This is a genomic window from Bradyrhizobium sp. UFLA06-24 (assembly GCF_054967145.1).
The window spans coordinates 100,569-127,215 of the sequence record NZ_JADFUE010000019.1 but is presented as its reverse complement, the minus strand read 5'-3'; the positions used below and the strand labels follow the sequence as shown (position 1 = coordinate 127,215).

The window sequence follows — 26,647 nt, the reverse complement described above, 5'->3', positions numbered from 1 at the left end:
AGTTCGTCGGCAGCGTCAGATGTGTATAAGAGACAGGGCCCCGCCCCTCTGTATACGCGCGGTCGGTATCCCCCAGGGCAACCGTCCGGCGCGGGTCACCATACTGATCCTTATGAAGGAATGCACGCGTCGTCATGAGCCGCCTCGTGATGAAATTCGGCGGCACATCCGTCGCCAACATCGAACGTATCCGCAACGTCGCACGCCATGTGAAGCGTGAGGTCGACGCCGGCCATGAGGTCGCTGTGGTCGTCTCGGCGATGTCGGGCAAGACCAACGAGCTGGTGGCCTGGTGCACCGAGGCCTCGCCGATGCACGACGCGCGCGAATATGACGCCGTGGTCGCCTCCGGCGAACAGGTCACCTCGGGCCTGCTGGCCATCGTGCTCCAGAGCATGGGCATTCAGGCCCGCTCCTGGCAGGGCTGGCAGATCCCGATCAAGACCAGCGACGCCCACGCCTCGGCCCGGATCGAGGACATCGACGGCAGCGAGATCATCAACCGCTTCAAGGAGCGGAAGGAGGTCGCGGTCATCGCCGGCTTCCAGGGCATTGATCCCAAGACCAACCGCATCACAACGCTCGGCCGCGGCGGCTCGGACACCTCGGCCGTCGCGATCGCCGCCGCGGTCAAGGCCGACCGCTGTGACATCTACACCGACGTCGACGGCGTCTACACCACCGATCCGCGAATCGTGCCGAAGGCCAAGAGGCTCGACAAGATCGCGTTCGAGGACATGCTGGAACTGGCCTCGCAAGGCGCCAAAGTGCTGCAGGTCCGCTCGGTGGAACTCGGCATGGTCCACAATATGCCGATCTTCGTCCGCTCGAGCTTCGACAAGCCCGAGGATATCGACCCGCATGCCAACCAGCCGCCCGGCACGCTGATCTGCAGCGAGGAGGAGATCATGGAAAGCCACGTCGTCACCGGCATCGCCTTTTCAAAGGACGAGGCCCAGATCTCGGTGCGCCAGATCGAGGACAAGCCCGGCGTGGCGGCGTCGATCTTCGGCCCGCTCGCAGACGCCAATATCAACGTCGACATGATCGTCCAGAACGTGTCCGAAGACGGCAAGACCACCGACCTGACCTTCACGGTTCCGGCTGCCGACTACGCCAGGGCCAAGGACACGATTACCGCCGCTAAGGCCAAGATCGGCTATGCCAGGCTTGATACCGCTACCGACGTCGCCAAGATCTCGGTGATCGGCAGCGGCATGCGCAGTCATGCCGGCGTCGCCGCCCAGGCGTTTTCGGCCCTTGCCGGACGAAATATCAACATCCGGGCCATCACAACCTCCGAGATCAAGTTCTCGGTTTTGATCGACACCGCCTATACCGAGCTGGCGGTGCGCACGTTGCACACGCTCTACGGCCTCGATCAAGCTTAGCCTAATTTTCTCTTAGCGGACGCAGCAAACGCGAGGGTGTACACACCTTCGCGTTTGGCAGGCGTTTTGCTTGGCAAAACAAGCCTCAATTCGCTATACGGCGGACAGGGTGGGCTGCCGCAGACTGTATCCCAGTTCAGGCCGCTGATTCGGTGCAAACACTAAGTCTCAGGACGATTTGGGTTTGCACCTGCGCCGGACAAACAAATTGATTGTTTTTCTGGAATTTTTGGCCAGCCGCCGGCCGATACCGCCGGGCCGGGCAGACGGAGGAGATTGACGGTTCATGCGGAGCGCGTCGGGAGGTCCCCGCGTCTTGTTGAGACGGCTCCGCGAAACCATGGCGGAGCAGGTCTCGGCCCAGGAGCGGCTGGACAAGATCGTGGTGCTGATCGCCGCCAACATGGTAGCCGAGGTCTGCTCGGTCTACGTGCTGCGCATCGACAACACGCTCGAGCTTTACGCCACCGAAGGCCTCAACCGCGAGGCCGTGCACCACACCGTGCTGAGCGCCCATGAGGGCCTGGTCGGCCTCGTTGCCAGCGAGGCGACGCCACTCAATCTGAACGACGCCCAGAGCCATCCGGCTTTCTCGTTCCGCCCGGAGACCGGCGAAGAGATCTATCACTCGTTCCTCGGCGTGCCGATTCTGCGCGCCGGCAATACGCTCGGCGTGCTGGTGGTGCAGAACCGCGCCAAGCGAACCTATGTCGAGGAAGAGCTCGAGGCGTTGCAGACTACAGCCATGGTGCTGGCGGAGCTGATCGCTTCCGGCGAATTGTCCGCACTGGCCAAGCCCGGCCTGGAGCCGGCCGCACGCCATTCCGCCCAGAAGGCGGGCGCCATCCTCTCGGAAGGCATCGCGCTCGGCCACGTCGTGCTGCACGAGCCGCGCGTCGTCATCAAGGACTACATCGCCGAAGACCTGCCGAAGGAAGTCAAGCGGCTCGACGCGGCGCTCGCCAAGCTGCGCTCGGATCTCGACCGCATGCTGGAGCGCGGCGATGTCGCCGAGGGCGGCGAGCATCGCGACGTGCTCGAAGCTTACCGCATGTTCGCCAACGACCAGGGCTGGTCGCACAAGCTGCATGAGGCGGTCGCCACCGGCCTCACCGCGGAAGCGGCGGTCGAGCGCGTGCAGTCCGATACCCGCGCGCGCATGCTGCGCTCGACCGATCCCTATTTGCGCGACCGGCTGCACGATCTCGAAGATCTCGGCTATAGGCTGATGCGGCAGCTCGTCGGCCAGGACCACGCGCCGTCGCGCGAGCAACTGCCTGATAACGCCATCGTCATCGCGCGCGCGATGGGACCGGCGGCGCTGCTCGACTACGACCGCAAGCGCCTGCGCGGCATCGTGCTGGAGGAAGGCACCGCCAATTCCCACGTCTCGATCGTGGCGCGTGCGCTGGGCATTCCCGCGGTCGGCGAAGTGCCGAACGCGCCGGGGATCGCCGACCCCGGCGACGCGATCATCGTCGATGGCACCTCGGGCTCGATCTATGTGCGCCCGTCCCAGGAGATCGAGGCGGCCTACGCCGAGCGCGTGCGATTCCGCGCGCGCCGCCAGGCGCAGTATCTGGCGCTGCGCGACCGGCCCTGCGTCACCAAGGACGGCGAGAAGGTCGAGCTTTTGATCAATGCGGGCCTCGCCATCGACCTGCCGCATATCGACGACACCGGCAGCGCCGGCATCGGCCTGTTCCGCACCGAGCTGCAATTCATGGTCGGTCAGAGCCTGCCGCGCACCAGCGACCAGCTCGCGCTCTACCGTGCCGTGCTGGATGCCGCCGGCAGCAAGCCCGTCACCTTCCGGACCCTCGACATCGGCGGCGACAAGGCGCTGCCCTACATGGAGACGGTGATCGAGGAGAATCCCGCGCTGGGCTGGCGCGCGATCCGACTTGGGCTCGATCGGCCCGGTCTGTTGCGCGGCCAGATCCGCGCGCTGCTGCGTGCCGGCGGCGGCCGCGCGCTGCGCATCATGTTCCCGATGATCTCGGAGGTCGCCGAGTTCGATGCGGCAAAGGCGCTGGTCGAGCGCGAGCTGACATATCTGCGCCAACACGGCCACACGCTTCCTGAGAGAATCGACATCGGCACCATGGTCGAGGTACCGGCGCTGCTCTATCAGCTCGACGAGCTCTTGAAGAGGGTCGACTTCATTTCGGTTGGCTCCAACGATCTGTTCCAGTTCCTGTTCGCGGTCGACCGCGGCAATGCCAAGGTCTCCGAGCGCTTCGACACCATGTCGACGCCGATCCTGCGGGCGCTGCGCGACATCGCACGGAAATCGCAGGCGGCGAAGAAATCGCTGTCGCTCTGCGGCGAGATGGCCTCGAAGCCGATCGGCGCATTGGCCCTGATCGCAATGGGCTACCGCTCGCTGTCGCTGTCGGCGACCGCGCTCGGCCCGGTCAAGGCGATGGTGATCGACCTCGACGCCAAGAAGGCCGCCGCGATGCTCGGCCCGCTGCTGGATGCGCCTGCAGGCAGCGTCTCGATCCGGCAGAAGTTGACGGAATTTGCCGAGGCCGAAGGCCTGGCGTTGTAGCGGGCCTGCCGCCCGTCGCCGCCGCCTCCCGCCGCTTTTGAGACCCAACCGATGCCGTCACTCCCCGAAGCCAAACTGGACGTCCTGCTCGCGCATCACGCTTCGCTCGAAGCCGAATCGCTCGGACAGCTCTCCTCCGAGCGCTACGTGCAGGTCACACGCGAGCTCGCCGAGATCACGCCCTTGATCGAGGCGGTGAAGACCTATCGTTCCGCGGTCAAGGAGCTCGCCGACACCGAGGCGCTGATCGCCGATCCGGCAACCGATGCCGAAATGCGCAGCATGGCCGAAGCCGAGCGCGACGAGCTCAATCCCAAGATCGAAGATCTCGTGCAGAAGATCCGCGTCGCGCTGCTGCCCAAGGACGCCATGGACGACCGCAACGTGATGCTGGAAATCCGCGCCGGCACCGGCGGCGACGAAGCTTCACTGTTCGCCGGCGATCTGTTCCGGATGTACGAGCGCTTCGCCGCCCTGCAGGGCTGGAAAGTCGAGGTGATCTCGGCGAGCGAAGGCACCGTCGGCGGTTACAAGGAAATCATCGCGGAGGTGCAGGGCCGCGGCGCGTTCTCCAAGCTGAAATTCGAATCCGGCGTGCACCGCGTGCAGCGCGTACCCGACACCGAGACGCAGGGCCGCATCCACACCTCGGCGGCGACGGTCGCCGTGCTCCCCGAGGTCGAGGACGTCGACGTCGACATCAAGAACGAGGATCTGCGCATCGAAACCATGCGCGCGCAGGGCGCGGGCGGCCAGCACGTCAACAAGACGGAATCGGCGATCCGCATCACCCATATCCCGACCGGCATCGTGGTGATTATGCAGGACAGCCGCTCGCAGCACAAGAACCGCGCCTCCGCCATGAACATCCTGCGCTCGCGCATCTACGATGCCGAGCGGCAGCGCGTCGATGCCGCGCGCTCGGCCGAGCGCAAGGAGAAGGTCGGCTCCGGCGACCGCTCGGAGCGGATCCGCACCTATAATTTTCCGCAAGGGCGCGTCACCGACCACCGCATCAACCTGACGCTCTACAAGCTGCCGCAAGTCATCGCAGGCGAAGCGCTCGGCGAATTGATCGATGCTCTTACCACCGAACACCAGGCCGCCCAGCTCGCCGCGCAAGGGGCCGCTGCCTGAGCCTCAGCGCGTTCTGGCCCGGAACGATCGCAGGATTTTCGCCAGAGCCGGCGCGGCGGCGCTCAACTCGTCCAGATGGATGCGCGAGAGCGAGCGCAGCTTTTGCTCGCCCTTGGCCGTCAGCTTGACCAGGACGCGTCTCGCGTCTTCGGGGTCGGCTTCCCGGCCGATCAGCTTCAGCTTCGCCATGCGATCCACCAGCTCTACGGCGGTATGGTGCCGGATCAGGAGGAAGCCCGCGATATCGCCGACGCTGGCGCCGTTGGGGCTCGCCAGTCCCTTGATCGCGAGCAGCGCCTGATGCTGCTGCGGTGTCAGGCCGGCGCTTTGGGCCGCCGTCTCGCTGAAGGCAAGGAAGGTGCGGAGCTGATAGCGGAATTGCGCAAGCGCGGTGTAGTCGGCCTCGCGCATCGCGGCGTCCTTTGGGGATGTGGCAGAGACCGTCCGTTCGGTCGCCCGCTTCGATCGAGCACTCACGCGATCCCTCCTTCGCTGCGCGGCACGATCAAACGCGCTCCTTTCCGTTGACGCAAGCAATGCTGCCGATCTATCCACGATGCCAGGCAGGATGGTTCCCTTGGCGGCAGGCTTCGATTCCGGACACAGTATCGAGCATGCGCGGCGCGCGCTTGCGGCACGGCTGCAAGCGGCCGGCATCGAGGATTCGTCGCTCGATGCGCGCCTGCTCGTCGGCGGCGCGGTGGGGCTCGATCTGACCGGTCTGATCACAGAGGGCGCGCGATACCTCACCTCCGATGAAGCTCTGCGGCTCGAAGGATATGCGCAGCGACGGCTCGCCCATGAGCCGGTCGCCCGCATTCTGGGGGTGCGGGAATTCTGGGGCCTGCCGTTCCGGCTGTCCGAGGCGACGCTGGTGCCGCGGCCCGATACCGAGACCGTGGTCGAACTCGCGCTCGAGATTTTTCGGGAGAGGGCGATCGCGGGACGGCCGCCGCGCATCGCTGATATCGGCACGGGATCCGGCGCCATCCTGCTGGCGCTGCTGCACGAGATTCCCGATGCGTTCGGCGTCGGCACCGATCTCAGCCTGAGCGCGCTTCATACTGCCAGCGGCAATGCGGCCGCCCTCGGCCTTGCCGGCCGTGCGGCCTTCGTCGCCTGCTCCTATGCGGCCGCGCTTCACGGCCCGTTCGACCTGATCGTATCGAATCCGCCCTATATTCCCGCCGGCGAGATTCCGAAACTGAGCATCGAGGTGCGCGAGTACGATCCGCATCTGGCGCTCGATGGCGGTAATGACGGCTATGATGCCTATCGCGCCCTGATCCCGCAGGCCGCTGAGCGGCTCGCGCCCGGCGGCGCCCTGGTCGTCGAAGCCGGGCAGGGGCAGGCCGGAGATATTGAAACCTTGATGGCGGCTGCCGCGTTATCGATCGACAGACCCCCCAAGGCCGACCTGGCGGGCATTCCCAGGGCCGTCTCGGCCCGAAAAATGCCCCCATAAAAGCCGGATTGGGTTCTAAAAAACCTCTTGGAATATCCCGTGGGAACGACTACGTTCCGGTCAACACATCGGTGCCGGCCCCGTAGACCTACGGGCGAAAGCCGGGCTCTCGGGCGAGAGCTTTACTGATTATAGGTTCCAAGCCGCAGGTCCTGTTGAGCGCGATGGCCAGTTAAGCTGCGCTGCTTACCGACCGCAAAGTGAACGAAAGCCTGATATTGCGCTTGAACACTTACGCAAGAAAGCTGGGCTTGTTTCGGCAGGCGATATGAATGGGTTCGCTGGCAATGGATGCTGGCGGGTGGGGAACGCGTCTTTGTTGAACGCGACGGTCGACGAACATTGGCAGGGTTCAATCCGCTCTTGCGCGCGGTGCGCGCGAGGCCTGTGAACCGCTGTCTGCAGGTTACTCCTGGCAATCAGTGATGCGTGCAACCTTTAGGGCTGGAATCAAAGGCAGGACATGAGAAACGGTCAGAACAAGCAGCGGATGCGCAACCGCAACAATAACAACAACAATAACCGGCGCGGCCAGAACCCGATGACCCGGGTCTACGAATCGAACGGCCCCGATATCAAGATCCGCGGCACCGCCTCGCACATCGCCGAAAAGTATCTTCAGCTTGCGCGTGACGCGCGCTCTTCGGGCGACCCGGTCGCCGCCGAAAACTACTACCAGCATGCCGAGCACTATTTCCGCCTGATCGCCGCGGCCCAGGAACAGTTCCGCCAGAGCCAGCAGCCGCGCGGTGACGAGCCCATCAGCACCAGCAGCGACGATGGCGAGGACGACGGCGAGAACTTCTCGGCGTTCGGCCAGGAGCCGGGCTTCGTTCCGCAGCCGCCGCAGCAGCCGTTCATGCGCGACCGCGACGGCCAGCGCGATCACCACCAGCGCGACTACCAGCCGCGCGACAATCAGCAGCCCTATCAGCGCGATCAGCAGCAGCCGCGCGAGCATCGCGAACGCGATCATCGTCCGCAGCCGCAATATCATCAGCAGCCGCAACCGCCGAACCAGCCGCAGCCTGTTGTCGCCGACGCCGGTAATGTCGATCGCCTGCCGTCCTTCATCACCGGCGCGCAGCCGCAGACCAATGGTGCGCCTGGGGGGTTCGAAGGCGGCAACAGTGGTGGTGGCGAGCGTTATCCGCGCCGGCGCCGCCGTCCGCATGGCGGCCCGCGGCCCGAGCGGGAAGCAGCTCCCGCCGCGACCAGCGACGATCTCGCCCCCGGCGAGTAAGTCGCACCCAAATCTGATCTTCACGGACTGCATCGTCCCGGCTTCGCCGGGACGATTTTGTTTTCAACGTGCAAATTGGCTGGATCCAGCAGCGGCGAGCACGGATCACCTCTCCCAGAGGAAGAGGTGAAAGCTAGGTCCGCGTTACCGTCGTCGAGGACGGTACCAGCACCGGCTTCAACGAGGGAATCAGCCGCGCCCGTTCGCGTTTTGCGGGGATGGCGCGATAGACCTGCTTGGTCGCTTCGACGATGTGGACGCCGGCAAAAGGCAACGACAGCGCCGCGCCGGCGCGCTCCCACATCTGCGCCGATTTCAGAACCCAGCGGCCCGCATAAGGCGGCATGAACAACGCCTCGCCCCAGGCGGTCGGCGTGAACCAGGTCTGGCGCAACAGGTCCGTGATCTGCGAGCGCGAATAGGGACGGCCGTGGCCGAACGGCGTGTTGTCGCTGCGCGTCCATACGCCGCGCCGGTTCGGGATCACCGCGATGACACGGCCTGACGGCGACAGCACCCGCCAGACCTCGCGCAGCAGCGCGGCCGGATCATCCGACATTTCGAGCGCATGCACCAGCAGGATGCGGTCCACCGCGGCGTCGGGAAGCGGCAGCGAGAACTCGTCGACCAGCGAGGCCAGCGCCGGCCGCCCGGTCGGCCATTTCAAGACGCCCTGGGCGGCCGGCATGAAGGCGATGCAGCGCTCCGCATCCTCGCGGAACAGCCCGAGATAGGGCGTCGGATAGCCGATGCCGAGCACGCGCTGGCCCTCGGCGCCCGGCCAGCGCTGCCTGATGCCGCGATTGATCATCTGCCGCGCCACGATGCCGAGGCGCCGGGAATAGAACTCTCTGAGGTCGACGACATCGATGGTCATGACGACAATGTAACATGCGCCGGGCTGCGGCCGCGCACTGAATATTGCATTGCCTGCGCAACGTTAACGCCATATTTGTCTGACGGGGCTGAGCGCGATGGAGAAGTCATGGCCGCCGAAATTCGTACTTTCACCTGTTTAAACGACAATTTCGGTTATCTGATCCACGATGTGGAAACCAAGGCAACCGCGTCGATCGACGCACCGGAAGCCGGCCCCATCATCAAGGCGCTGGAAAGCGAGGGCTGGGAGCTCACCGATATCCTGATCACCCATCATCATGGCGATCATGTCGGTGGAGTCGCCGAGCTCAAACAGAAGTACAATTGCCGCGTCGTCGGACCGCACGACAAGACGACGAAAATCGCCGACGTCGATTTGCGGGTCGCCAATGGCGACGTGGTCAAGGTGGGCACGCTGCTCGGGCGCGTGCTGGAGACGCCTGGCCACACGCTCGACCACATCTCCTATGTGTTCGACACCGAGAAGACCCTGTTCGCCGCCGACACGCTGTTCTCGATCGGCTGCGGCCGCGTGTTCGAAGGCAATTATCCGATGATGTGGGACTCGCTGTTGAAGCTGCGGGCGCTGCCCGACGACTTCAGGCTCTATTGCGGCCACGAATACACGGCGTCCAACGTCAAATTCGCGCTCACGGTCGAGCCGGACAATGCGGCGCTGCAGGCGCGTGCGGCGGAGGTTGCGAAGCTGAAGGCGGAGAACAAGCCGACCATCCCCTCACTGCTTGGTGACGAAAAGCGAGCAAACGTGTTCCTGCGCGCAGATGAACCGTCGGTCGCAGCCAGGCTACACATGAAAGGCGCGGACGCCGCAGCAGTGTTCGGCGAGCTGCGCGAGCGCAAGAACAAGTCCTGAAGAAGAAGTTCTGAATCCTGACGGGGATCGATGCCGACCGCAGCCGAGATCATTGCACGCCTCGAACTCCGTCCGCATCCCGAGGGCGGACATTACCGCGAGACCTTTCGCGACCAGACCACCGACGCCAACGGCCGCTCGCGCTCGACTCTCATCTACTTCCTGCTCGCGCGCGGCGAGCGTTCGCACTGGCATCGCATCGATGCGGTCGAGACCTGGCATTATTATGCCGGAAGCCCGCTGACGCTGCGGATCGCCCATGATGGCTGCTCCCAGCACGAGGTCCGCCTCGGCACCGATCTTGCCCGCGGCGAGCGGCCGCAGGCGATCGTTCCGGCGGACGCATGGCAGATGGCAGAGACATCAGGCGAGTGGACGCTGGTCGGCTGCACGGTCGCTCCGGCATTCGAGTTCGCAAAATTCGAGCTCGCGCCGCAGGGCTGGGAGCCGTAGCGGACTCTCAGCGCTTTCGCAGCACCATGTCCTTGGCCGCGATCAGGCCGCCGCCGGCGATCAGGATCGCGGCGAGCGCGATGTTGGCGCTGGCTTTGGCGAAGCCGGCGGCGATGAGGAAACCGGTCGACAAGAGCGGCGTCGCGTAAGAGGCGGCGCCGAGCACGCGAATGTCGCCACGCTTCATGCCGATGTCCCAGGCATAAAAGGCCGCACCGACGGGACCGATGCCGAGCCCGACGACCGCAAGCCATTGCAACGCGGTATCGGGCCACACACTGGTTTCCAGCAAACCATGCATCAGCGCGGCGAGCGCCGATGTGGCGAGGCAGAAGCCGGCGACCGCATCGGTCGGGACGGCCTTCAACCGCCGCGACAGCACCGAATAGATTGCCCAGACGAAGGCGGCGATGAAGGCCGCGATCAATCCCGGCACCGCCCCCGGCGCGAAGCCGCTCGTGTTGCCGGCGAACAGCAGCACGGTGCCGACCAGGCCGAGCACGGCACCGATGATGTGATGCACGGCGAGCCGTTCGCCTGGAAGGAAGGATGAGAACAGCACGATCAGCAGCGGCCACATGTAATTGAGAAGTCCGGCCTCCGCCGGTGGAGCGAAGCGCAGCGCGAGAAAATAGAGCGCGTGGTAGCCGAACAAACCGCCGACGCCGACGATCCAGACGACCGGCGGCTGACGCAGGCTTTTCGCGGCGTCGCCGCGGCCGATCCAGGTCAGGAGGCCGACGAGACCGCCGATCGCGAACGTCATCGCGGCGAGCTGGAAGGCCGGAATCTTTCCGGTCGCCACCGTCATGACCGAGAGCAGCGACCACATCAGGATCGCGGTCAGTCCGATTAGCGTGGCGGTGCGGGGAGTCATCGGCCCAATGTTTCCGTCATGGCCGGGCTGTCCCGGCCATCCACGCTCTTTCGTGGCGACGGTTGTTGTAGGGCCATGGATGCCCGGGACAAGCCCGGGCATGACGAAGTGGACAATATCAGCCGACGTGATGCGATCGCATCACACCATGTACTGGCCGCCGTTGACCGTCAGCGTCGAGCCGGTGATGAAACCGGACTCGTCGGCGGCGAGGAACACCACCGCGCGCGCGATCTCTTCAGGCTCGCCGAGCCGGTTGGCCGGGATCTGCGGAATGACATTCTTCTCAAGAACGTCCTTCGGCACCGCCTGCACCATTTCCGTGTTGATGTAGCCCGGGCAGATCGCGTTGACGGTGATGCCACCCTTGGCATTCTCGAGTGCGAGTGCCTTGGTGAAACCGATATCGCCGGCCTTCGCCGCGGAATAGTTGACCTGGCCGAACTGGCCCTTCTGGCCGTTGATCGACGAGATCGAGATGATGCGGCCGAATTTGCGTGCGCGCATGCCCTCGATCACCTGGCGCGTCATGTTAAACAGCGAGCCGAGATTGGTGTTGATGACGGCGTTCCACTGCTCGAGCGTCATCTTGTGGAAGGCGGTATCGCGGGTGATGCCGGCATTGTTGACGAGCACCTCGACTGGCCCGAGGTCGGCTTCGACTTTCTTCACGCCCTCGGCGCAGGCATCGAAGCTGCTGACGTCCCATTTGTAGACGGCGATGCCGGTCTCGGCCTTGAACTTCTCCGCCGCCGCATCGTTGCCGGCGTAACTCGCCGCGACCTTGTAGCCGGCGGCCTTCAGCGCCTTGCTGATGGCAGCACCGATGCCCCGCGTACCACCCGTGACCAATGCAACACGTGCCATGTCGTATTCCTTCCCTTGGACTCTTCGGACGTTTCTGGCGTGATCTTTTTTAACGGCGGATTATGCGGTTGGTTTGACGGACATCAAGAACAAAACGCCCGGCGTTGAGCCGGGCGTTTGTATTTAGTCGAGGCTTGCGCGGTTGCGAAGAATAATTGATTTGCAACCGCTGCCTTTTTAATCGCGTGCAACGCACTCACCTCACGCGTGCAGCGCACCCGTCGGTCGAGTGCAAGCTCAGTCGCGCGCCAGGCACATCGCGATGCCCATGCCGCCGCCGATGCACAGCGTGGCGAGACCCTTCTTCGAATCACGCTTCTGCATTTCGTGCAGCAGCGTCACCAGCACGCGCGCGCCGGACGCACCGACGGGGTGGCCGATCGCGATCGCGCCGCCGTTGACGTTGACCTTGGAGGTGTCCCAGCCGAGATCCTTGTTGACGGCGCAGGCCTGCGCGGCGAAGGCCTCGTTGGCCTCGATCAGGTCGAGATCGCCGACGTTCCAGCCGGCTTTCTTCAGCGCGGCGCGCGAGGCCGGGATCGGGCCCGAGCCCATGATCTTCGGATCGACGCCGGCCTGCGCCCAGGACACGATGCGCGCGAGCGGCTTCTTGCCTTCCTTGGCGGCCTGCTTCGCGGTCATCAGCACCACGGCGGCAGCGCCGTCATTGATGCCCGAGGCCGAGCCTGCGGTGACCGTACCATCCTTCTCGAACGCGGGACGGAGCTTGGCCATCGCCTCGAGCGTGGCGCCATGACGCGGATATTCATCAGCGCTGACGACGACGTCGCCCTTGCGGGTCTTGATGGTGACGGGAACGATCTCGTCGTTGAACTTGCCGGCCTTCTGCGCGGCTTCGGCCTTCTGCTGCGAGGCGACCGCGAACTCATCCTGCTGCGCGCGGGTGATCTGCCACTGCCGTGCGACGTTCTCGGCGGTGTTGCCCATGTGGTAGCCGTTGAAGGCATCCCACAGCCCGTCCTTGATCATGGTGTCGACGAACTCGACCGGGCCCATCTTGACGCCGCCACGCAGATACTGGGCATGCGGAGCCATGCTCATGGATTCCTGGCCGCCGGCGACCACGATCTCGGAATCACCGTTGAGCAGCGCCTGGTAGCCGAGCGCGACCGTGCGCAACCCGGAGCCGCAGAGTTGGTTGACGCCCCAGGCAGGGCTCTCCACCGGAATGCCGGCGCCGATCGACGCCTGGCGGGCGGGGTTCTGGCCCTGGGCGGCGGTCAGGATCTGACCCATGATGACTTCCGAGACCCGGCCGGGTTCGATGCCACCGCGCTCCAGCGCGGCCTTGATGGCGACGGCACCGAGGTCATGGGCGGGAAGGGTCGCGAAGGCTCCGTTGAAGCTTCCGACCGGGGTGCGGGCGGCGCTGACGATGACGACATCGTCTGACATGGGCATCTCCTGGGGTTCAATGGGGGCAGACGGGGCTGGGAAAACGGCTCGCCAGTCTCGAACGGCATCCTGTTAACGTCATTGCGGCATGTCAATCGGCAGGTCACCGAATTCATGCCGCAGCGCATTCAAAATAGCGTTCTTGGCGCTTTCGCAAGCAAGATTTTGCTCTGCGATTAACCGTGCCGCACAAAACGGTAGCGTGAGCCCTTTGAAATGCTTATTTTGTTGCGTTGCGTACTCTTCCCGCCCTGCGGCATGGCCTGCAGGTTCCTGTTCTCCGCGCTTGCAAGTGAGAGCCCATGGCGAAATCAGACCAACCCACCACCATCAAGAAATACGCGAACCGCCGGCTCTATAACACCGGAACGAGCACCTACGTGACGCTCGAGGATCTCGCTGCCATGGTCAAGGATGGCGAGGATTTCCTGGTCTACGACGCCAAAACCGGCGACGACATCACCCGCTCCGTGCTCGCCCAGATCATTTTCGAGCAGGAGAACAAGGCCGGCCAGAACCTGCTGCCGACCACCTTCCTGCGCCAGCTGATCCGCTTCTACGGCGACAGCATGCAGATGGTGGTGCCGAAATATCTGGAGCAGTCGATCGCGACGCTGACCCAGGAGCAGGAGAAGTTCCGCAAGCAGATTGCCAACACGCTGTCCGGAACGCCCTTTGCCCCCCTGGAAGAACAGGTTCGACGCAACATGGAGCTGTTCCAGCAAACCTTCTCGATGTTCAAGCCCTTCGCACCGACGGCGCGCTCGGCCACTCCGGAGCCGGAGCCCGATGCGAACGCCGAGGCGCCCAAGGACACCAATATCGACGAGCTGCGCCAGCAGATGAAGGATATGCAGGAGCGTCTCGAACGGATGTCGAAGAAGGACGAGTAGGCTTCTCAACGCGGACGCGCGAACGACCGATCGCCTTTGGCTCGTTACGTGCGCCGCCCTCCCGGCCAAGGCCGGAGCTTCCATGCCCGACCGCACCACGCATTGGCAGACCGTCTACGCCACCAAGGCCGAAAGCGAAGTCAGCTGGTTTCAGGACAGCCCTGCGATCTCGCTGGAGATGATTCGCGCTGCGACCCCTGACCGCAGCGCCGCTATCATCGACATCGGCGGCGGCGCCTCGCGACTGGCGGATGCCCTGCTGCACGAGGGGTATCGCAATCTCGCCGTGCTGGACCTCTCTGCCAATGCACTCGATGCAGCGAAGCAGCGAATCGGGCCCGCCGCCTCAGCGGTCGACTGGATCGTTGCCGATGCGACGACATGGCGGCCGGCGAGGACTTACGATGTCTGGCACGATCGCGCCGCGTTTCACTTCCTGACAGATCCACGCGATCGGGCCGCTTACGTCGAGCGTCTGCGAACGGCGGTTGCGCCGGGCGGACATGTCATCATCGCGACATTCGCTCCCGACGGACCGGAGAAATGCAGCGGCCTGCCGGTGCAGCGGCACGACAGCGCGAGCCTTTCAGGTGAGCTCGGGCCGGACTTCGAGCTGGTTGAGACGCGGAGCGAGAGGCATCAAACGCCCTGGCATTCGACGCAGGCATTCCAGTTCAGCCGGTTCCGGCGGCGCTCGTAAGCGCATACCGCACGCTCCATGTCATTGCGAGCGCTACGCCGCCAGCTTCACCGCATGCGCAAAATCCCAATAGAGTTTTCGCGCCTTGGCGTAGATCGGGCCCGGCTTCAGCTCGCGTGCGTCGATGCGGATCACCGGCGCGACCTTGGCGAAATTGCCGGTTGAAAAAATCTCGTCGGCGGCGAGGAAGTCCGCATAGCGCAGCGTCTTCTCGACCACGGTAACGCCGTCGCCGCGCAGCAGGCTGATGACGCGCTGGCGCGTGATGCCGTTGAGGAAGGTGCCGTTCGGTACCGGCGTGAAGACCACGCCGTCCTTCGCCATGAACACGTTGGAATTGCCGAACTCGGCGACATTGCCGAGCATGTCGAGCATCAGCGCATTCTGGAAACCGCGCGAGGCCGCTTCCGCGAGCGCGCGCGAATTGTTCGGATAGAGGCAAGCGGCCTTTGCATCGACCGGCGCGCATTCGGCCGTTGGCCGGCGGAACGGGGACAGCGTGATCGCGTTCCCGACCGGCTTCGGCATCGGCGCCTCGTAGATGCACAGGCACCAATTAGTGGTCTCGGGGTCGAACAGCACGCCGCCGCCCGAGCCGTTCTGAGCCCAGTACATCGGGCGAATATAGAGCTCGGCATTCGCAGCAAAGCGTGCAATACCTTCGTCGGCGAGCGAGAGCCAGGTGCCGGCATCGACCACCGGCTTCAGGCCAAAATTGATCGCGGACTGATTGGCGCGGGCGACGTGACGGTCGAGATCGGGGGCGACGCCTTCGAACGCGCGCGCACCGTCGAACACCACCGAGCCGAGCCAGGCCGCGTGGGTGCGCGGCCCCATGATCGGCACGTTGCCGTCGTGCCATTTGCCCTCGAAGAAGGTCCAGCTCGGCGAATATTCGATCGGCTTCTTGATCTCGGCCATATCAAGCCTCCCTTCAGATAGATCCGGGCACTATTGTCCGAATTTCTAAACGATTTGCTGCGGCGAAGCACCCCATCCCCCCTTCCGGAAGGCAAGACAAAGCCGCAAACAAACCGGCTATAATGTCGGGCAGTTCACGGAGTTTCCCATGCCGCTCGATCCGCTCGCAAAGCGCTTGTTGACCATGATGGCAGCCGCTGCGCCGCAGGCCCGCAGCCGGCCGAGTGTCGAGGCGCGCCGGCAATCGCTGGCGAAGCTGATGCAGTTTGCCCGCGCCGAGGCGCCTGACGTGACCGTGTCCGACGGCACGCTGCCCGGCCCCGGCGGCGAGCTGCCCTTTCGCCTCTATTCTCCCGCATCTGCCGGCGAAAGCGCTCCCGGCTTCGTGTTCTTTCACGGCGGCGGGCTCGTGGCCGGCAGCGTTGCGACGCATGACCGCATCGCGGCGGCGCTGGCGCACGCGACCGGCTGCCGTCTCGTTTCGGTCGACTATCGCCTGGCGCCCGAGCACAAGTACCCTGCCGCCGTCGACGACGCGATCGCGGCGACCGAATGGGTTGCGCGTGAAGCGCCCTCCCTCGGCATCGATGCCGAACGGCTGGTGGTCGGCGGCGATTCCGCCGGTGCCACGCTGGCCGCGATCGTGTGCCAGGAGGCAGCGCAGAGCGCCGGGCTCTCGATCGTCGCACAATGCCTGATCTGTCCGGTGCTGGATTTCGAGGAGACTTCACCCTCGCGCGAAGCCTTCGCGGAAGGGCATCTGATCGATCGCATCACCATCGAGGCCGACCTGTCCGACTACCTGCCCGAGGGTCTGGATGCCGCCGATCCCCGCATCTCACCCTTGCGCGCGACACGGCTCGCAGGCCTGCCGACCGCGATCATCCACACCGCCGAGTACGACCCGATGCGCGACGAGGGCAATGCCTATGCGCGCAAGCTGCTTGCCGCAGGCGTGGTGGTCGAGCACGTCTGCCATGACGGCATGGTCCACAATTTCCACGCCATGGGTGCGATCCTGCCGCAGGCACAGCTCGTGCTGTCGCAGATCGGCGAGCAGGTGCGGCGGGCGGTGGAAAGGTAACGCTCATCCTCGCCTCTCCCTTGCCGGAGGGTGTGCCGGTTTGGTCACGGCAGGGCAGCCACGCGCACCCATCGCGTTCCTCGCTGGGGATGCCGCTTGACCACACCCGCGAACACGTTCCATCTAGCAATCCTTGTCGTCACAGCGCGACGCGTCGGGTCTTCACTTGTCACATCACAGGCCGTTGCAGGTTATGGCTTGGCGCTCTGTCGCGGTGGGATTGCTTTGTCTGACGGTCCCGTCGGGCGCTGCCTATGCCGCGGATGAGGCGCCAGACACGCCGGCAAAGCCGGATGTCCCGAACATCTATCTCGATCTCCGCACGATCTATGCGACCATCCCGGCAGGCACGCTCGGGCTCGGCTTTGGCAACACCTCGCTCTCGGCCGCGTTCGAAGCCCTGGCGGCGCGACGGGGCACGACGCTGCCGAACGGGCTGCCGGTCGCGAAATCGATTGCGGTCGACCTGCCGCTGACCGTCGACGTCAGCGACCGCGTCTCGCTCTATGGCGGGGTGTCAGGCTCGACCACGGACCTCGGCGGCGGCTGGTCGGCCTTCGACATCACGAGCTGGAACATTGGCGTGCAGGCCGATCTTTACAAGCAGAACGGCGGCAGGATCCCGACCATCACGCTGCAATCCACCCTGACGCAATCGGTACCGAACGACCAGGGCATGACGAACTCGTTCAACAACATCCTGGAGTTCGACTACGCGCTCGACGAGGACGAGACGCGCGGCTGGCTTGCCGGCGTACAATACACCTACACCACGATCGCAAGCCCGTTCACCAGCATCCGGCCGAACACGATCCTTTATGCCGGCGGCTATTACCAATGGCCCAGCAACTGGAAGTTCACCGGGCGGCTCGGCATGCAGTCGTTCGGCGGCGCGCAGCTTGCGGGCCGGACGCTGGCGGAGTCCTTCACCCAGCCGATCCTGCGGCTCGACCTCGACCGCATGGACGACAACGACAACCGCCTGTTCGGCATCACCGCGCAGATCTCGTGGATGCCGAAGCCGGCCTATCAGGTGACGCTGCGTACGCCGCTTTACGCCGTGCGCAACTAATCCGGCACCGGCACGTCGAACGTGTTCAGCGTGACCGAGACCATGCAATAGACGCCGACCAGATAGGACAGCTCGGCCGCGCCGTGCTCGCCGAATTCCTTCACCGCGGCCCGATAGGTCAGCTCGGGCAGCACGCCGCCGTTCACCAACGCAGACGCCATGTCATAGGCGACCGCCTCCTGCTTGGTAAGATCGACCGGTCGCTGCCCGGCGACGATCGTCGCGAGCTTCTCGTCCGAGAGTCCGCGCTGCTCGGCGACCAGCACGTGAGCATAGAGCTCGTAGCCGGAGCGGAAATGCGAGCCCGTGACAAGGATCGCGACCTCGCGCACCGGCGCCGGCAGCAGCGGGTTCGAAGCGATCGCCTTGACCAGTTCCCATACCGGCTTGCCGAAGCGCGGCTCGCGGAGCCAGGGATTCCAGGGGCCGAGCAGCGCGCCGTCGTCGCGCATGTTCACGAAGCCCTTGAAGTGGTCCTTGATACCCGCTTGCATGTCGGCATAGAGCGGCTTCTGTTCGTCGGTCAGCTCTTTCGGATCGAGAATGGGAAGGCGCACGGAGGGTCTCCTCGTTGAGAAGACGGCAGGCTCGCTTGCGTGCGCGCGCATGGCAAGTGAAGTTGCTGTGACATCGGCGCCTTTTCGCCAATGGAAAAGGCGCGGCTACTGAGCCTTCGCGCTCATGGGCTCTGGGGATTGACGACGTCCTCGACCGCAAGCGCCAATGGCTGTGCGGTCTCGAGAAACGACTTCAAGGCCGCCTCGAACGGCGCCGGATCGAGACCGCGCGCGGCCAGCCATTCGGGCTCGTAATAGGTCTGCCGGTAACGCTCGCCGGAATCGCAGATCAGCGTCACCAGCGACCCGGTCCGGCCCGCCTCTCTCATCTCTGAGGCAAGCCGGCACAGCGCCAGGAAGTTGGTGCCCGTGGAGCCTCCGACCGCGCGCCGCAACCGCCGTGACAGCACGTTCATGGCCGCGACCGTCGCCGCATCCGGAATCTTCATCATGCGGTCGACCACGCCAGGCACGAAGGACGGCTCGCAGCGCGGCCGGCCGACGCCTTCGATCAACGAGGGGCGTTCGCAAACATGCGAGCGGTCCTGCGAGCGGAAGCAGTCGAAGAAGGCGGAATGCTCGACATCGGCGACGCACAGCCGCGTCGGATATTGGCGATAGCGCAAATAGCGGCCGATGGTGGCCGAGGTGCCGCCCGTGCCCGCCCCCATCACGATCCAGTCCGGAAGCGGACGCGGCTCGCCCTTCAGCTGCGTGAAGATAGACTCGGCGATGTTGTTGTTGCCGCGCCAGTCGGTGGCGCGCTCCGCGAAGGTGAACTGGTCCATGTAGTGACCGCCCAGCCGGGTGGCGAGCGCGGCGGCCTCCGCATAAAGTGCGCGGCCGTCGTCGATCAGGTGGCAATTGCCGCCATAATGCTCGATCGCGGCGATCTTCTCGGCCGAAGTCGTGCGCGGCATCACCGCATAGAAGGGCACGCCGATCATCTCCGCGAAATAGGCTTCCGACACCGCGGTCGAGCCGGACGATGCTTCCACGACGGGCGCGCCTTCGCGGATGTGGCCGTTGCACAGCGCATAGAGGAACAGCGAGCGCGCCAGCCGGTGCTTCAGGCTGCCGGTCGGATGCGTCGACTCATCTTTCAGATAGAGGTCGATGCCCGCCAGCGCCGGCACGATCAGGCGGATCAGATGGGTGTCGGCTGTGCGGCACTGGTCGGCTTCGATCGCCGCGATGGCGTTGTCGACCCAGCCGCGCCGGTAGCTGGGGGCAACGGGATCATGCTGGCGAAAGGGAAGCGGCTGCATCGGTCGAATCTCTCATGAGGCGCACCGCGCATCAATAGCGCTGGACTGCTGTTTGACGCGTTTTCATTACGCGAACCGGCTTCCACGTCGCTGGAAAACGCTCCACTCAGAACTCCAGCGGCGCATTGTCGACGACCTCTTTCATGACGAAGAAGGTGCGGGTCTGGCGGACGCCAGGCAGCGCGATCAGCTGCTCGCCATGGATGCGGTTGAAGTCCTCCATGTCGCCGACGCGGATCTTGAGGAAGTAATCGAAATCACCTGCGACGAGGTGGCAGTCGAGCACGAACTTCAGCTTCGCGATCGCCTGCTCGAAGATCGCAAAGCTCTCCGGGGTCGAGCGGTCGAGCACAACGCCGACCATCACCAGCGTGCCCTTCGCCACCTTCTTCGGTGCAACCATGGCGCGGACGGTGGCGATAAAGCCGTCCTCGAACAAGCGCTGGGTGCGGCGATGGCAGGTCGCCGGGCTGATCGCGACTGATACGGCCAGCTCGGCGTTGCTGAGCCGACCGTTATTCTGCAGCAATCTCAATATCTTGAGGTCGGTTCGGTCGAGCCGGGAGGCCATGAAAGGATCTTTCTAAAAAATGGTTTCTGTCGAAAGAATTCATAGCAAGGATGCTACTTGCTGCAATATATGGCACAACATCTGCTCGATATTTGAAAGCACCTTTTTGCGCCACGGTGCTAGCGACATCCCAGCCATAACACCAATCGGGATGACGCAATGAACCTGGATAAATTCGCACGCTATCCGCTCACCTTCGGACCGACGCCCATCGAGAAGCTGGAGCGGCTGTCGAAGCACCTCGGCGGCAATGTCGAGATCTACGCCAAGCGCGAGGACTGCAATTCCGGCCTCGCCTATGGCGGCAACAAGCTGCGCAAGCTCGAATACATCATCCCCGACGCGATCGCCTCCAACGCCGACACGCTGGTGTCGATCGGCGGCGTGCAGTCGAACCACACCCGCATGATCGCCGCCGTCGCCGCCAAGATCGGCATGAAGTGCCGCCTGGTGCAGGAAGCCTGGGTGCCGCACGAGGACGCCGTCTACGACCGCGTCGGCAACATCATGCTCTCGCGCATCATGGGCGCCGATGTGCGCCTGGTCGACGACGGCTTCGACATCGGCATCCGCAAAAGCTGGGAACAGGCCATCGAGGAAGTGAAGGCTGCGGGCGGCAAGCCCTACCCGATCCCGGCGGGCGCCTCCGTCCACAAATTCGGCGGCCTCGGCTATGTCGGCTTCGCCGAGGAAGTGCGCCGCCAAGAGAAGGAGCTCGGCTTCAAGTTCGACTACATCGTCGTCTGCACCGTCACCGGGTCGACCCATGCCGGCATGCTGGTCGGCTTCGCCGCGGACGGGCGGGCGCGCAAGGTGATCGGTATCGATGCCTCGTTCACGCCTGATCAGACCAAGGCACAGGTGCTCGAGATCGCGCAGAACACCGCCAAGCTGGTCGAGCTCGGCAAGGACCTCGTCGCCGACGACGTCGTGCTGGTCGAGGACTACGCCTATCCCGCCTATGGTGTCCCGTCCGAAGAGACCAAGGAAGCGATCCGCCTCACAGCGCGGCTCGAAGGCATGATCACCGACCCCGTCTACGAGGGCAAGTCGATGCAGGGCCTGATCGACCTGGTGCAGAAGAACCATTTCGAGAAGGGTGCGAAGATCCTCTACGCCCATCTCGGCGGCGCGCCGGCCCTCAACGGGTATGCGTACGCGTTCAGGAACGGTTGAGCTAGACACACGAAGACTGTCGTCCCGGGGCGCGACCAAGTCGCGACCCCCGGGACCACCGCTGCGCGGCACACTATCGCGTCCTGACGATCTGCAGCAGCTCCTCGCCGTAGTGCTCGAGCTTCTTGTCGCCAATTCCCGGCACGTTGCGCAACTCGTCCAGTGTGGTCGGCCAGGCGCGGACGATGCCGTCAATGGTGGCATCGTGCAGCACGACGTAGGCCGGCACCCCGCGCTCGCGCGCCACATCCGAGCGCCAGGACCGCAGCCGCGCACGCAATTCCGGATCGACATCGCCCTGCGGCGCATTCCCTGCCGGCGCGAGATCGCCGCGCCGGGATTTGGCGCGGCTCGCGCGGATACGGGTGCCCGGCGCCTCCTCCCGCAGCCACACCTCGGTCTCGCCTCGTAATACGCCGCGCGCGGACTCCGTCAGCTTCAGCGCGCCGAAGGCCTCGCTGTCGCTCTGCAAATGTCCCATCGCCACCAGCTGCCGCAGCACGGTGCGCCACTGCTTTTCATTGAGCTCGCGCCCGATGCCGAACACCGAGAGCTTGTCGTGGCCGAACTGCGTCACCTTCTCGGTCAGGCGTCCGATCAGCACGTCGATCAGGTGCATCGCGCCGAAGCGCTGGCCGGTGCGATAGACGCAGGACAGCAGCTTCTGCGCCAGCACCTTGCCGTCGCGCATCTTGGGCGGGGTCAGGCAATTGTCGCAATTGCCGCAATTCTCGATGGTCACGACCTCGCCGAAATAGGCCAGCAGCCGCTTTCGCCGGCACTGCGCCGTCTCTGCGAGCCCGACCAGAGCATCGAGCTTGCCGATCGAGACGCGCTTGAAATCCTCGGAGCCGGTGGATTCGTCGATCATGCGGCGCTGCTGCACGATGTCGGAGAGCCCATAGGCCATCCAGGCTGCGGACGGCTTACCGTCGCGCCCTGCCCGCCCGGTCTCCTGGTAATAGGCCTCGATGCTCTTGGGCAGATCGAGATGGGCAACGAAGCGCACGTCCGGCTTGTCAATGCCCATGCCGAAGGCGATGGTGGCGACGATCACGATACCGTCCTCGTTGAGGAAGCGGTCCTGATTTCGCGAGCGCACGCTGCTGTCGAGCCCGGCGTGATAGGGCAGCGCGGCGATGCCGGCATCGTCGAGCGCGGCGGCGACCTCCTCGACGCGGTTGCGCGACAGGCAATAGACCACACCGGCATCGCCTGCATGGCGCTCCCGGATGAACTCCTTCAGCTGCGACACCGCATTGCGCTTGTCGACGATCTCGTAGCGGATATTGGGACGGTCGAAGCTGGAGACGAATTGCGGGCTGTCTGTTAGCTGAAGCCGCTGGACGATCTCTTTCCGCGTCAATTCGTCGGCGGTCGCGGTCAGCGCGATGCGCGGCACGTCCGGAAACCGCTCGGCAATGACGGAGAGGCCGACATATTCAGGCCGGAAATCGTGCCCCCATTGCGAGACGCAATGCGCTTCATCGATCGCGAACAGTGCCACCCTGGCCTGCGCCAGCATCGACAGACAGCGTGGCGTCACCAGGCGCTCCGGCGCGACATAGAGCAGGTCGAGATCGCCCGCGATCAGGCGCCGTTCGATATCGGAGGCTTCCTGCAATGTCAGTGACGAGTTCAGCGCCGCGGCATTGACGCCGGCCTCGATCAATCCGGCGACCTGGTCGCGCATCAGCGCGATCAGGGGAGAAACCACGATACCGCAGCCTTCGCGCAACAGTGACGGCAATTGATAGCACAACGACTTGCCGCCGCCGGTCGGCATCAGCACCAGACAATTGCCGCCATTGGTGACATGCCGGATGATCTCGGCCTGGGCGCCGCGGAAACCCGGCAGGCCAAACACCGAATGCAGCACGGACAGCGCGTCCCGGCCATCGGCCGGCGCTGACAGCGGAGCGGTGGAAGGGGCGGACATGGCGGAGTTGGGGCTTCAAGAGATTCGTCGCAAGGCCAGTCGCATGACCGCGCGGGCGTGGCAAGCATATCTTCACCCTCCGCTCGTGGCGAGAGGTGAAAAGCTACGCGCCGATCCTGCGCAAGGCCTCGGCGACCGTCACGATCGGCATGCCACGCTGTTCCGCGGCCTTCAGGGCGTGACGCAGCAGAGCCGGCGTGCAGCCATAGGGGCTCGGGTGATCGATCACGTCATGGCCGTAGAAGATCAGCCAGCCACCACTTGCGACCGCCTCGTCCAAGTAGCGATCCACGCCCGCCGCGTCGATCTCGCAATTGACCAGGGGCGAGGCGCGCAGGAACTGGAGATCGATGACGTCGCTGTTGACGCCGGGAAGGATGCCACGCGCCGAGCGGAAGGTCTTGGCGAGCTGCGGTTTGCGCCAGACCGAGGCGAGGCCATAGGGATAGGCGAAATTCTCCAGCCGGATCGAGGAATCGATGCCGTGAAAATAGCTGCGGTTGCGTTCGATCTCACGCGCCATTGCACTCTCGTCGAGATCGACCGCGCGCAGATGCGAGAAGGTGTGGCAACCGATCTCGTGGCCGCCGCGATGCAGCCGGACGATCGCATCGTTCGACAGCCCGTGCCAGTGATCCCCTGGCTGGTCGATCAAACTGCCGGCGAGGTAGAACGTGCCGCGGCCGCCATGGTGTTCCAGCAGCGCAGCGCCCTCGTCTGCGGCGCTATCCGGAGCGTCATCGAAGGTGAAGCTCACCATCGGCACATGCGCCTGCAAACGGTGCGGCGCGGCGCGGAAATGCCGGGCCAGCCGATTGCTCAAGCGTCCGTTGAGGTCCGACAGCAAGGGTGCATTCCCTGTGATTCCACGTTTCTCTACTGAAACATTTGCACGTGGTCCGAGGCAAGCTTAACGCCTGGGTAATCCTAACGTGGAACCGGACGCTCCCATTTAACGCGCGAGCAGCGGAGCATCGGCATTCGCGCCAAGATATTGCAGCCAATTGCGGAAGAGCGCCGCGGCGGCGCTGCCGGCATCGATATCCGCGCGCAAGGTCAGTGCAGGCAGTTCGTTGGTGAGCGCCGGATGGCGCTGCTGTCTCGCCCGCCTCTCGAACCGCGCCAGTTTCTCCTCCGTCGCTGCGTCGAAATAACTCAGAGGCAGGGCTGGATAGGCCTCACGTTCGCGCGCGAGGTAACGGCCGATGTCGCGTAGATATTCGCGCTGAAGCGACAGCGCGTCATATTCGGGGTGCCCCTGGAAGAAGATGAAACGGCTGGCATATTGCCTGACGAAGATGTCGACCCCGGCCTGGGCCGACCGGGTCAACACCTCGTACCCGGCCCGAGAGAGATCGTCCTCCGCGACTTCGTTCAGGCGAGAATGCGAAATTTTGAGCGGCGCCGGCGCGTCACGCGTCAGCGGATCGCCGGTCACAGTCTCACAATCGAAGATGCCATGGCATTTGGTTGGCAGGCGCTGTCGTTCCACGCGGTCGAGATACAGCACCGCGGCGTGTGCGGCGAGGCACGACCAGATCGTCGAGCGGGTGTTGACCTTGGCCCAGTCGATCAACTCGGTGAGGTCACGCCAGTACGGCTCCTGATTGAGCTCGGGCGCGACCGGCTCGGCGCCGGTCACGATCAGCCCGTCAAATGTCTGGCGCCTGAGGTCGGAGAGATCGGAATATTCACTCTCGACATGCCACTTCGCTTCCGGCGAGCGCGTCACCGACGGCAGCGAGAAGCAATGGAAGCGGATGCGGCGATGCCCCGCGGCGGCCTGGAGCAGCTTCATGAACTGTCGTTCGGTCGCCTTCAGCGCCGTATCCGGCATGTTGTTGATCAGTCCGATGGTGAGCTCGGCGCCGCCGCGATCGCGCGCGAGATCGTCCTCGGCGGGCACCAGCGCCGGGCTTGCGATACCTTGATCCCTGGCGATCAAGACGTTCATCGGCCCGACTGCCTACTCCGCCGCCTGAAGGCGTGCGGCCGGACAGGCCTTTTCCAGCGCCTGATCGATATCCTCGATGATATCGGCCGCATGCTCGATCCCGATCGAAAGACGGATGGTCTCGGGAAGCACACCGGCCGTGCGCTGTTGCTCCGGCGACATCTGCCGGTGCGTGGTCGAGGCTGGATGGCAGGCCAGCGACTTGGCGTCGCCGATGTTGACGAGGCGCGTGATCAGCTTCAGCGCGTCATAGAAGGTTTTGCCGGCCTCCATCCCGCCCTTGATGCCGAAGGTGAACAGCGAGGAGGCGTTGCCGTTGAGATACTTTTGGACCAGCGGATAATAGGGGCTGTCCGGAAAGCCGGTGTAATTGACCCAGGCCACGCGCGGGTCCTTGCGGAGGAATTCGGCCACCTTGCGGGCGTTCTCGACGTGGCGCTCCATGCGCAGCGCCACCGTCTCGATGCCCTGGAGCAACAGGAACGCGTTGAACGGTGACAGCACCGATCCCATCGTGCGCTGATAGACGCTGCGCGCGCGCTCGATATAAGCCGTCCTGCCGAAACGCTCGGCATAGACGAGGCCGTGATAGGAGGCGTCCGGCTTGTTGTAGGCCGGGAAGCGGTCGGCGTGATTGGCCCAGGGGAAGTTGCCGGAATCGACGATGGCGCCGCCGAGCGTGGTGCCGTGACCGCCCAGGAACTTGGTCAGCGAATGCACGGCGATGTCGGCGCCGTAGTCGAACGGCTTGAGCAGGATCGGCGTTGCGACCGTATTGTCGACGATCAGCGGCACGCCATGCGCATGCGCGATCTTGGCCAGCGCCTCGATGTCGCAGACGTTGCCGGCGGGATTGCCGATGGTCTCGGCGAACACGGCGCGGGTATTCTCGTCGATCAGCCTCGCAATCGCGTCAGGCGCATCGCTCTCGGCGAATCGGCCGGTGATGCCCTGCCGCGGCAGGATGTGGGAGAGCAGCGTGTGCGTGGTGCCGTAGAGCTGCGGTACGGAGACGATATTGCCACCGTGGTCGGCGACATTGACGAAGGCGAAATGCAGCGCGGCCTGACCGGTGGCGACCGCAAGCGCGCCGACGCCGCCTTCGAGCTGGGCGATACGCTTCTCCAGCACGGCGCTGGTGGGATTGGCGATGCGGCTGTAGCGGAAGCCTTCGGCTTCGAGATTGAAGAGCGCTGCGCCGTGGTCGGCACTGTCGAAGGCGTAGGCGGCGGTCTGATAGATCGGCACGGCCACGGCGTGCGTGGTAGCTTCGGGTTCGTAGCCGGCGTGAATTGCGATCGTTTCGTTGCGCATCGTACCACCTCCGCGTGGGACGCGGGCCGCACTTATTGGCCT

General features: G+C 64.5%; 25 protein-coding genes. 12 read left to right on the top strand and 13 right to left on the bottom strand.

What is annotated here, in order from left to right:
* Positions 1–134: 134 nt before the first annotated feature.
* The 3 genes from IF809_RS17700 to prfA all read left to right on the top strand — a co-directional run bounded on the left by IF809_RS17700 (position 135) and on the right by prfA (position 5,082).
* Complete coding sequence (locus IF809_RS17700; protein ID WP_128963555.1) at positions 135–1,391, top strand: aspartate kinase; 1,257 nt, start codon at positions 135–137, stop codon at positions 1,389–1,391.
* 286 nt (positions 1,392–1,677) lie between these two features.
* Positions 1,678–3,945 (top strand): phosphoenolpyruvate--protein phosphotransferase, encoded by a 2,268-nt coding sequence (gene ptsP / locus IF809_RS17695; protein ID WP_128963554.1) that lies wholly within the window; start codon positions 1,678–1,680, stop codon positions 3,943–3,945.
* A 51-nt stretch (positions 3,946–3,996) separates the two neighbouring features.
* Positions 3,997–5,082, top strand: a complete 1,086-nt coding sequence (gene prfA / locus IF809_RS17690) for a peptide chain release factor 1 (protein ID WP_462838100.1) — start codon at positions 3,997–3,999, stop codon at positions 5,080–5,082.
* A gap of 3 nt (positions 5,083–5,085) precedes the next feature.
* Here the strand turns inward: prfA and IF809_RS17685 are convergent, their stop codons facing one another.
* Positions 5,086–5,493: a MarR family winged helix-turn-helix transcriptional regulator gene (locus tag IF809_RS17685; RefSeq protein ID WP_462838104.1), complete on the bottom strand. Its 408-nt coding sequence runs from the start codon at positions 5,491–5,493 to the stop codon at positions 5,086–5,088.
* Between the two features lie 157 nt (positions 5,494–5,650).
* On the opposite strand from IF809_RS17685, the gene prmC reads away from it, so the two are divergent.
* Together prmC and IF809_RS17675 are read left to right on the top strand one after the other, a co-directional pair.
* A complete protein-coding gene (prmC, locus tag IF809_RS17680; RefSeq protein ID WP_462838099.1) occupies positions 5,651–6,547 on the top strand; it encodes a peptide chain release factor N(5)-glutamine methyltransferase in 897 nt (298 codons plus the stop codon).
* Positions 6,548–7,010: 463 nt separating this feature from the next.
* Entirely contained in the window at positions 7,011–7,790 is a 780-nt protein-coding gene (locus IF809_RS17675; protein WP_128963551.1) for a DUF4167 domain-containing protein, read from the top strand.
* Positions 7,791–7,923: 133 nt separating this feature from the next.
* Here IF809_RS17675 and IF809_RS17670 read toward each other — a convergent pair whose 3' ends face one another.
* Complete coding sequence (locus IF809_RS17670; RefSeq protein WP_462838098.1) at positions 7,924–8,667, bottom strand: methyltransferase domain-containing protein; 744 nt, start codon at positions 8,665–8,667, stop codon at positions 7,924–7,926.
* A 108-nt stretch (positions 8,668–8,775) separates the two neighbouring features.
* Between IF809_RS17670 and gloB the strand changes: the two genes are divergently transcribed.
* Positions 8,776–9,543, top strand: a complete 768-nt coding sequence (gloB, locus tag IF809_RS17665; protein ID WP_462838097.1) for a hydroxyacylglutathione hydrolase — start codon at positions 8,776–8,778, stop codon at positions 9,541–9,543.
* 30 nt (positions 9,544–9,573) lie between these two features.
* Entirely contained in the window at positions 9,574–9,996 is a 423-nt protein-coding gene (locus tag IF809_RS17660; RefSeq protein WP_128963548.1) for a cupin domain-containing protein, read from the top strand.
* A 7-nt stretch (positions 9,997–10,003) separates the two neighbouring features.
* Here IF809_RS17660 and yddG read toward each other — a convergent pair whose 3' ends face one another.
* The 3 genes from yddG to IF809_RS17645 form a co-directional block, all read right to left on the bottom strand.
* Complete coding sequence (gene yddG, locus IF809_RS17655) at positions 10,004–10,873, bottom strand: aromatic amino acid exporter YddG (protein ID WP_462838096.1); 870 nt, start codon at positions 10,871–10,873, stop codon at positions 10,004–10,006.
* Positions 10,874–11,014: 141 nt separating this feature from the next.
* A complete protein-coding gene (gene phbB, locus IF809_RS17650) occupies positions 11,015–11,740 on the bottom strand; it encodes an acetoacetyl-CoA reductase (RefSeq protein WP_128963546.1) in 726 nt (241 codons plus the stop codon).
* A gap of 237 nt (positions 11,741–11,977) precedes the next feature.
* Entirely contained in the window at positions 11,978–13,156 is a 1,179-nt protein-coding gene (locus IF809_RS17645; protein WP_128963545.1) for an acetyl-CoA C-acetyltransferase, read from the bottom strand.
* 302 nt (positions 13,157–13,458) lie between these two features.
* Here IF809_RS17645 and phaR point away from each other — a divergent pair, with 302 nt between their 5' ends.
* Both phaR and IF809_RS17635 read left to right on the top strand, forming a co-directional pair.
* Positions 13,459–14,049 carry a polyhydroxyalkanoate synthesis repressor PhaR gene (gene phaR, locus IF809_RS17640; RefSeq protein ID WP_128963543.1) on the top strand — a complete coding sequence of 197 codons (591 nt, stop codon included), beginning with the start codon at positions 13,459–13,461 and terminating at the stop codon, positions 14,047–14,049.
* Between the two features lie 82 nt (positions 14,050–14,131).
* Complete coding sequence (locus IF809_RS17635) at positions 14,132–14,749, top strand: class I SAM-dependent methyltransferase (protein WP_462838095.1); 618 nt, start codon at positions 14,132–14,134, stop codon at positions 14,747–14,749.
* 33 nt (positions 14,750–14,782) lie between these two features.
* Here the strand turns inward: IF809_RS17635 and IF809_RS17630 are convergent, their stop codons facing one another.
* A complete protein-coding gene (locus IF809_RS17630) occupies positions 14,783–15,670 on the bottom strand; it encodes a branched-chain amino acid aminotransferase (RefSeq protein WP_128963541.1) in 888 nt (295 codons plus the stop codon).
* 148 nt (positions 15,671–15,818) lie between these two features.
* Between IF809_RS17630 and IF809_RS17625 the strand changes: the two genes are divergently transcribed.
* Both IF809_RS17625 and IF809_RS17620 read left to right on the top strand, forming a co-directional pair.
* Positions 15,819–16,754, top strand: coding sequence for an alpha/beta hydrolase (locus IF809_RS17625; RefSeq protein WP_462838094.1), 936 nt, complete (start codon positions 15,819–15,821; stop codon positions 16,752–16,754).
* Between the two features lie 193 nt (positions 16,755–16,947).
* Positions 16,948–17,826: a hypothetical protein gene (locus IF809_RS17620; protein ID WP_462838093.1), complete on the top strand. Its 879-nt coding sequence runs from the start codon at positions 16,948–16,950 to the stop codon at positions 17,824–17,826.
* Here IF809_RS17620 and IF809_RS17615 read toward each other — a convergent pair.
* The 3 genes from IF809_RS17615 to IF809_RS17605 form a co-directional block, all read right to left on the bottom strand.
* Positions 17,823–18,383, bottom strand: coding sequence for a carboxymuconolactone decarboxylase family protein (locus IF809_RS17615; protein WP_092293145.1), 561 nt, complete (start codon positions 18,381–18,383; stop codon positions 17,823–17,825). The genes IF809_RS17620 and IF809_RS17615 overlap by 4 nt on opposite strands.
* Before the next feature lie 122 nt (positions 18,384–18,505).
* The gene (locus IF809_RS17610) at positions 18,506–19,651 is read right to left on the bottom strand and encodes a PLP-dependent cysteine synthase family protein (RefSeq protein ID WP_462838092.1); all 1,146 of its coding nucleotides are present in this window, start codon (positions 19,649–19,651) and stop codon (positions 18,506–18,508) included.
* 106 nt (positions 19,652–19,757) lie between these two features.
* Entirely contained in the window at positions 19,758–20,222 is a 465-nt protein-coding gene (locus IF809_RS17605) for an Lrp/AsnC family transcriptional regulator (protein WP_128963536.1), read from the bottom strand.
* A 159-nt stretch (positions 20,223–20,381) separates the two neighbouring features.
* Between IF809_RS17605 and IF809_RS17600 the strand changes: the two genes are divergently transcribed.
* Entirely contained in the window at positions 20,382–21,398 is a 1,017-nt protein-coding gene (locus IF809_RS17600; protein ID WP_128963535.1) for a 1-aminocyclopropane-1-carboxylate deaminase, read from the top strand.
* Between the two features lie 73 nt (positions 21,399–21,471).
* On the opposite strand, the gene recQ is transcribed toward IF809_RS17600, so the two are convergent.
* From recQ to IF809_RS17580, 4 genes are all read right to left on the bottom strand, one after another.
* Positions 21,472–23,337, bottom strand: coding sequence for a DNA helicase RecQ (recQ, locus tag IF809_RS17595; protein ID WP_462838091.1), 1,866 nt, complete (start codon positions 23,335–23,337; stop codon positions 21,472–21,474).
* A 103-nt stretch (positions 23,338–23,440) separates the two neighbouring features.
* Positions 23,441–24,184, bottom strand: a complete 744-nt coding sequence (locus IF809_RS17590; protein WP_462838090.1) for a polysaccharide deacetylase family protein — start codon at positions 24,182–24,184, stop codon at positions 23,441–23,443.
* Positions 24,185–24,289: 105 nt separating this feature from the next.
* Complete coding sequence (gene metA / locus IF809_RS17585; RefSeq protein WP_462838089.1) at positions 24,290–25,291, bottom strand: homoserine O-succinyltransferase MetA; 1,002 nt, start codon at positions 25,289–25,291, stop codon at positions 24,290–24,292.
* A gap of 12 nt (positions 25,292–25,303) precedes the next feature.
* The gene (locus tag IF809_RS17580) at positions 25,304–26,605 is read right to left on the bottom strand and encodes an O-acetylhomoserine aminocarboxypropyltransferase/cysteine synthase family protein (RefSeq protein ID WP_128963531.1); all 1,302 of its coding nucleotides are present in this window, start codon (positions 26,603–26,605) and stop codon (positions 25,304–25,306) included.
* Positions 26,606–26,647: the final 42 nt, after the last annotated feature.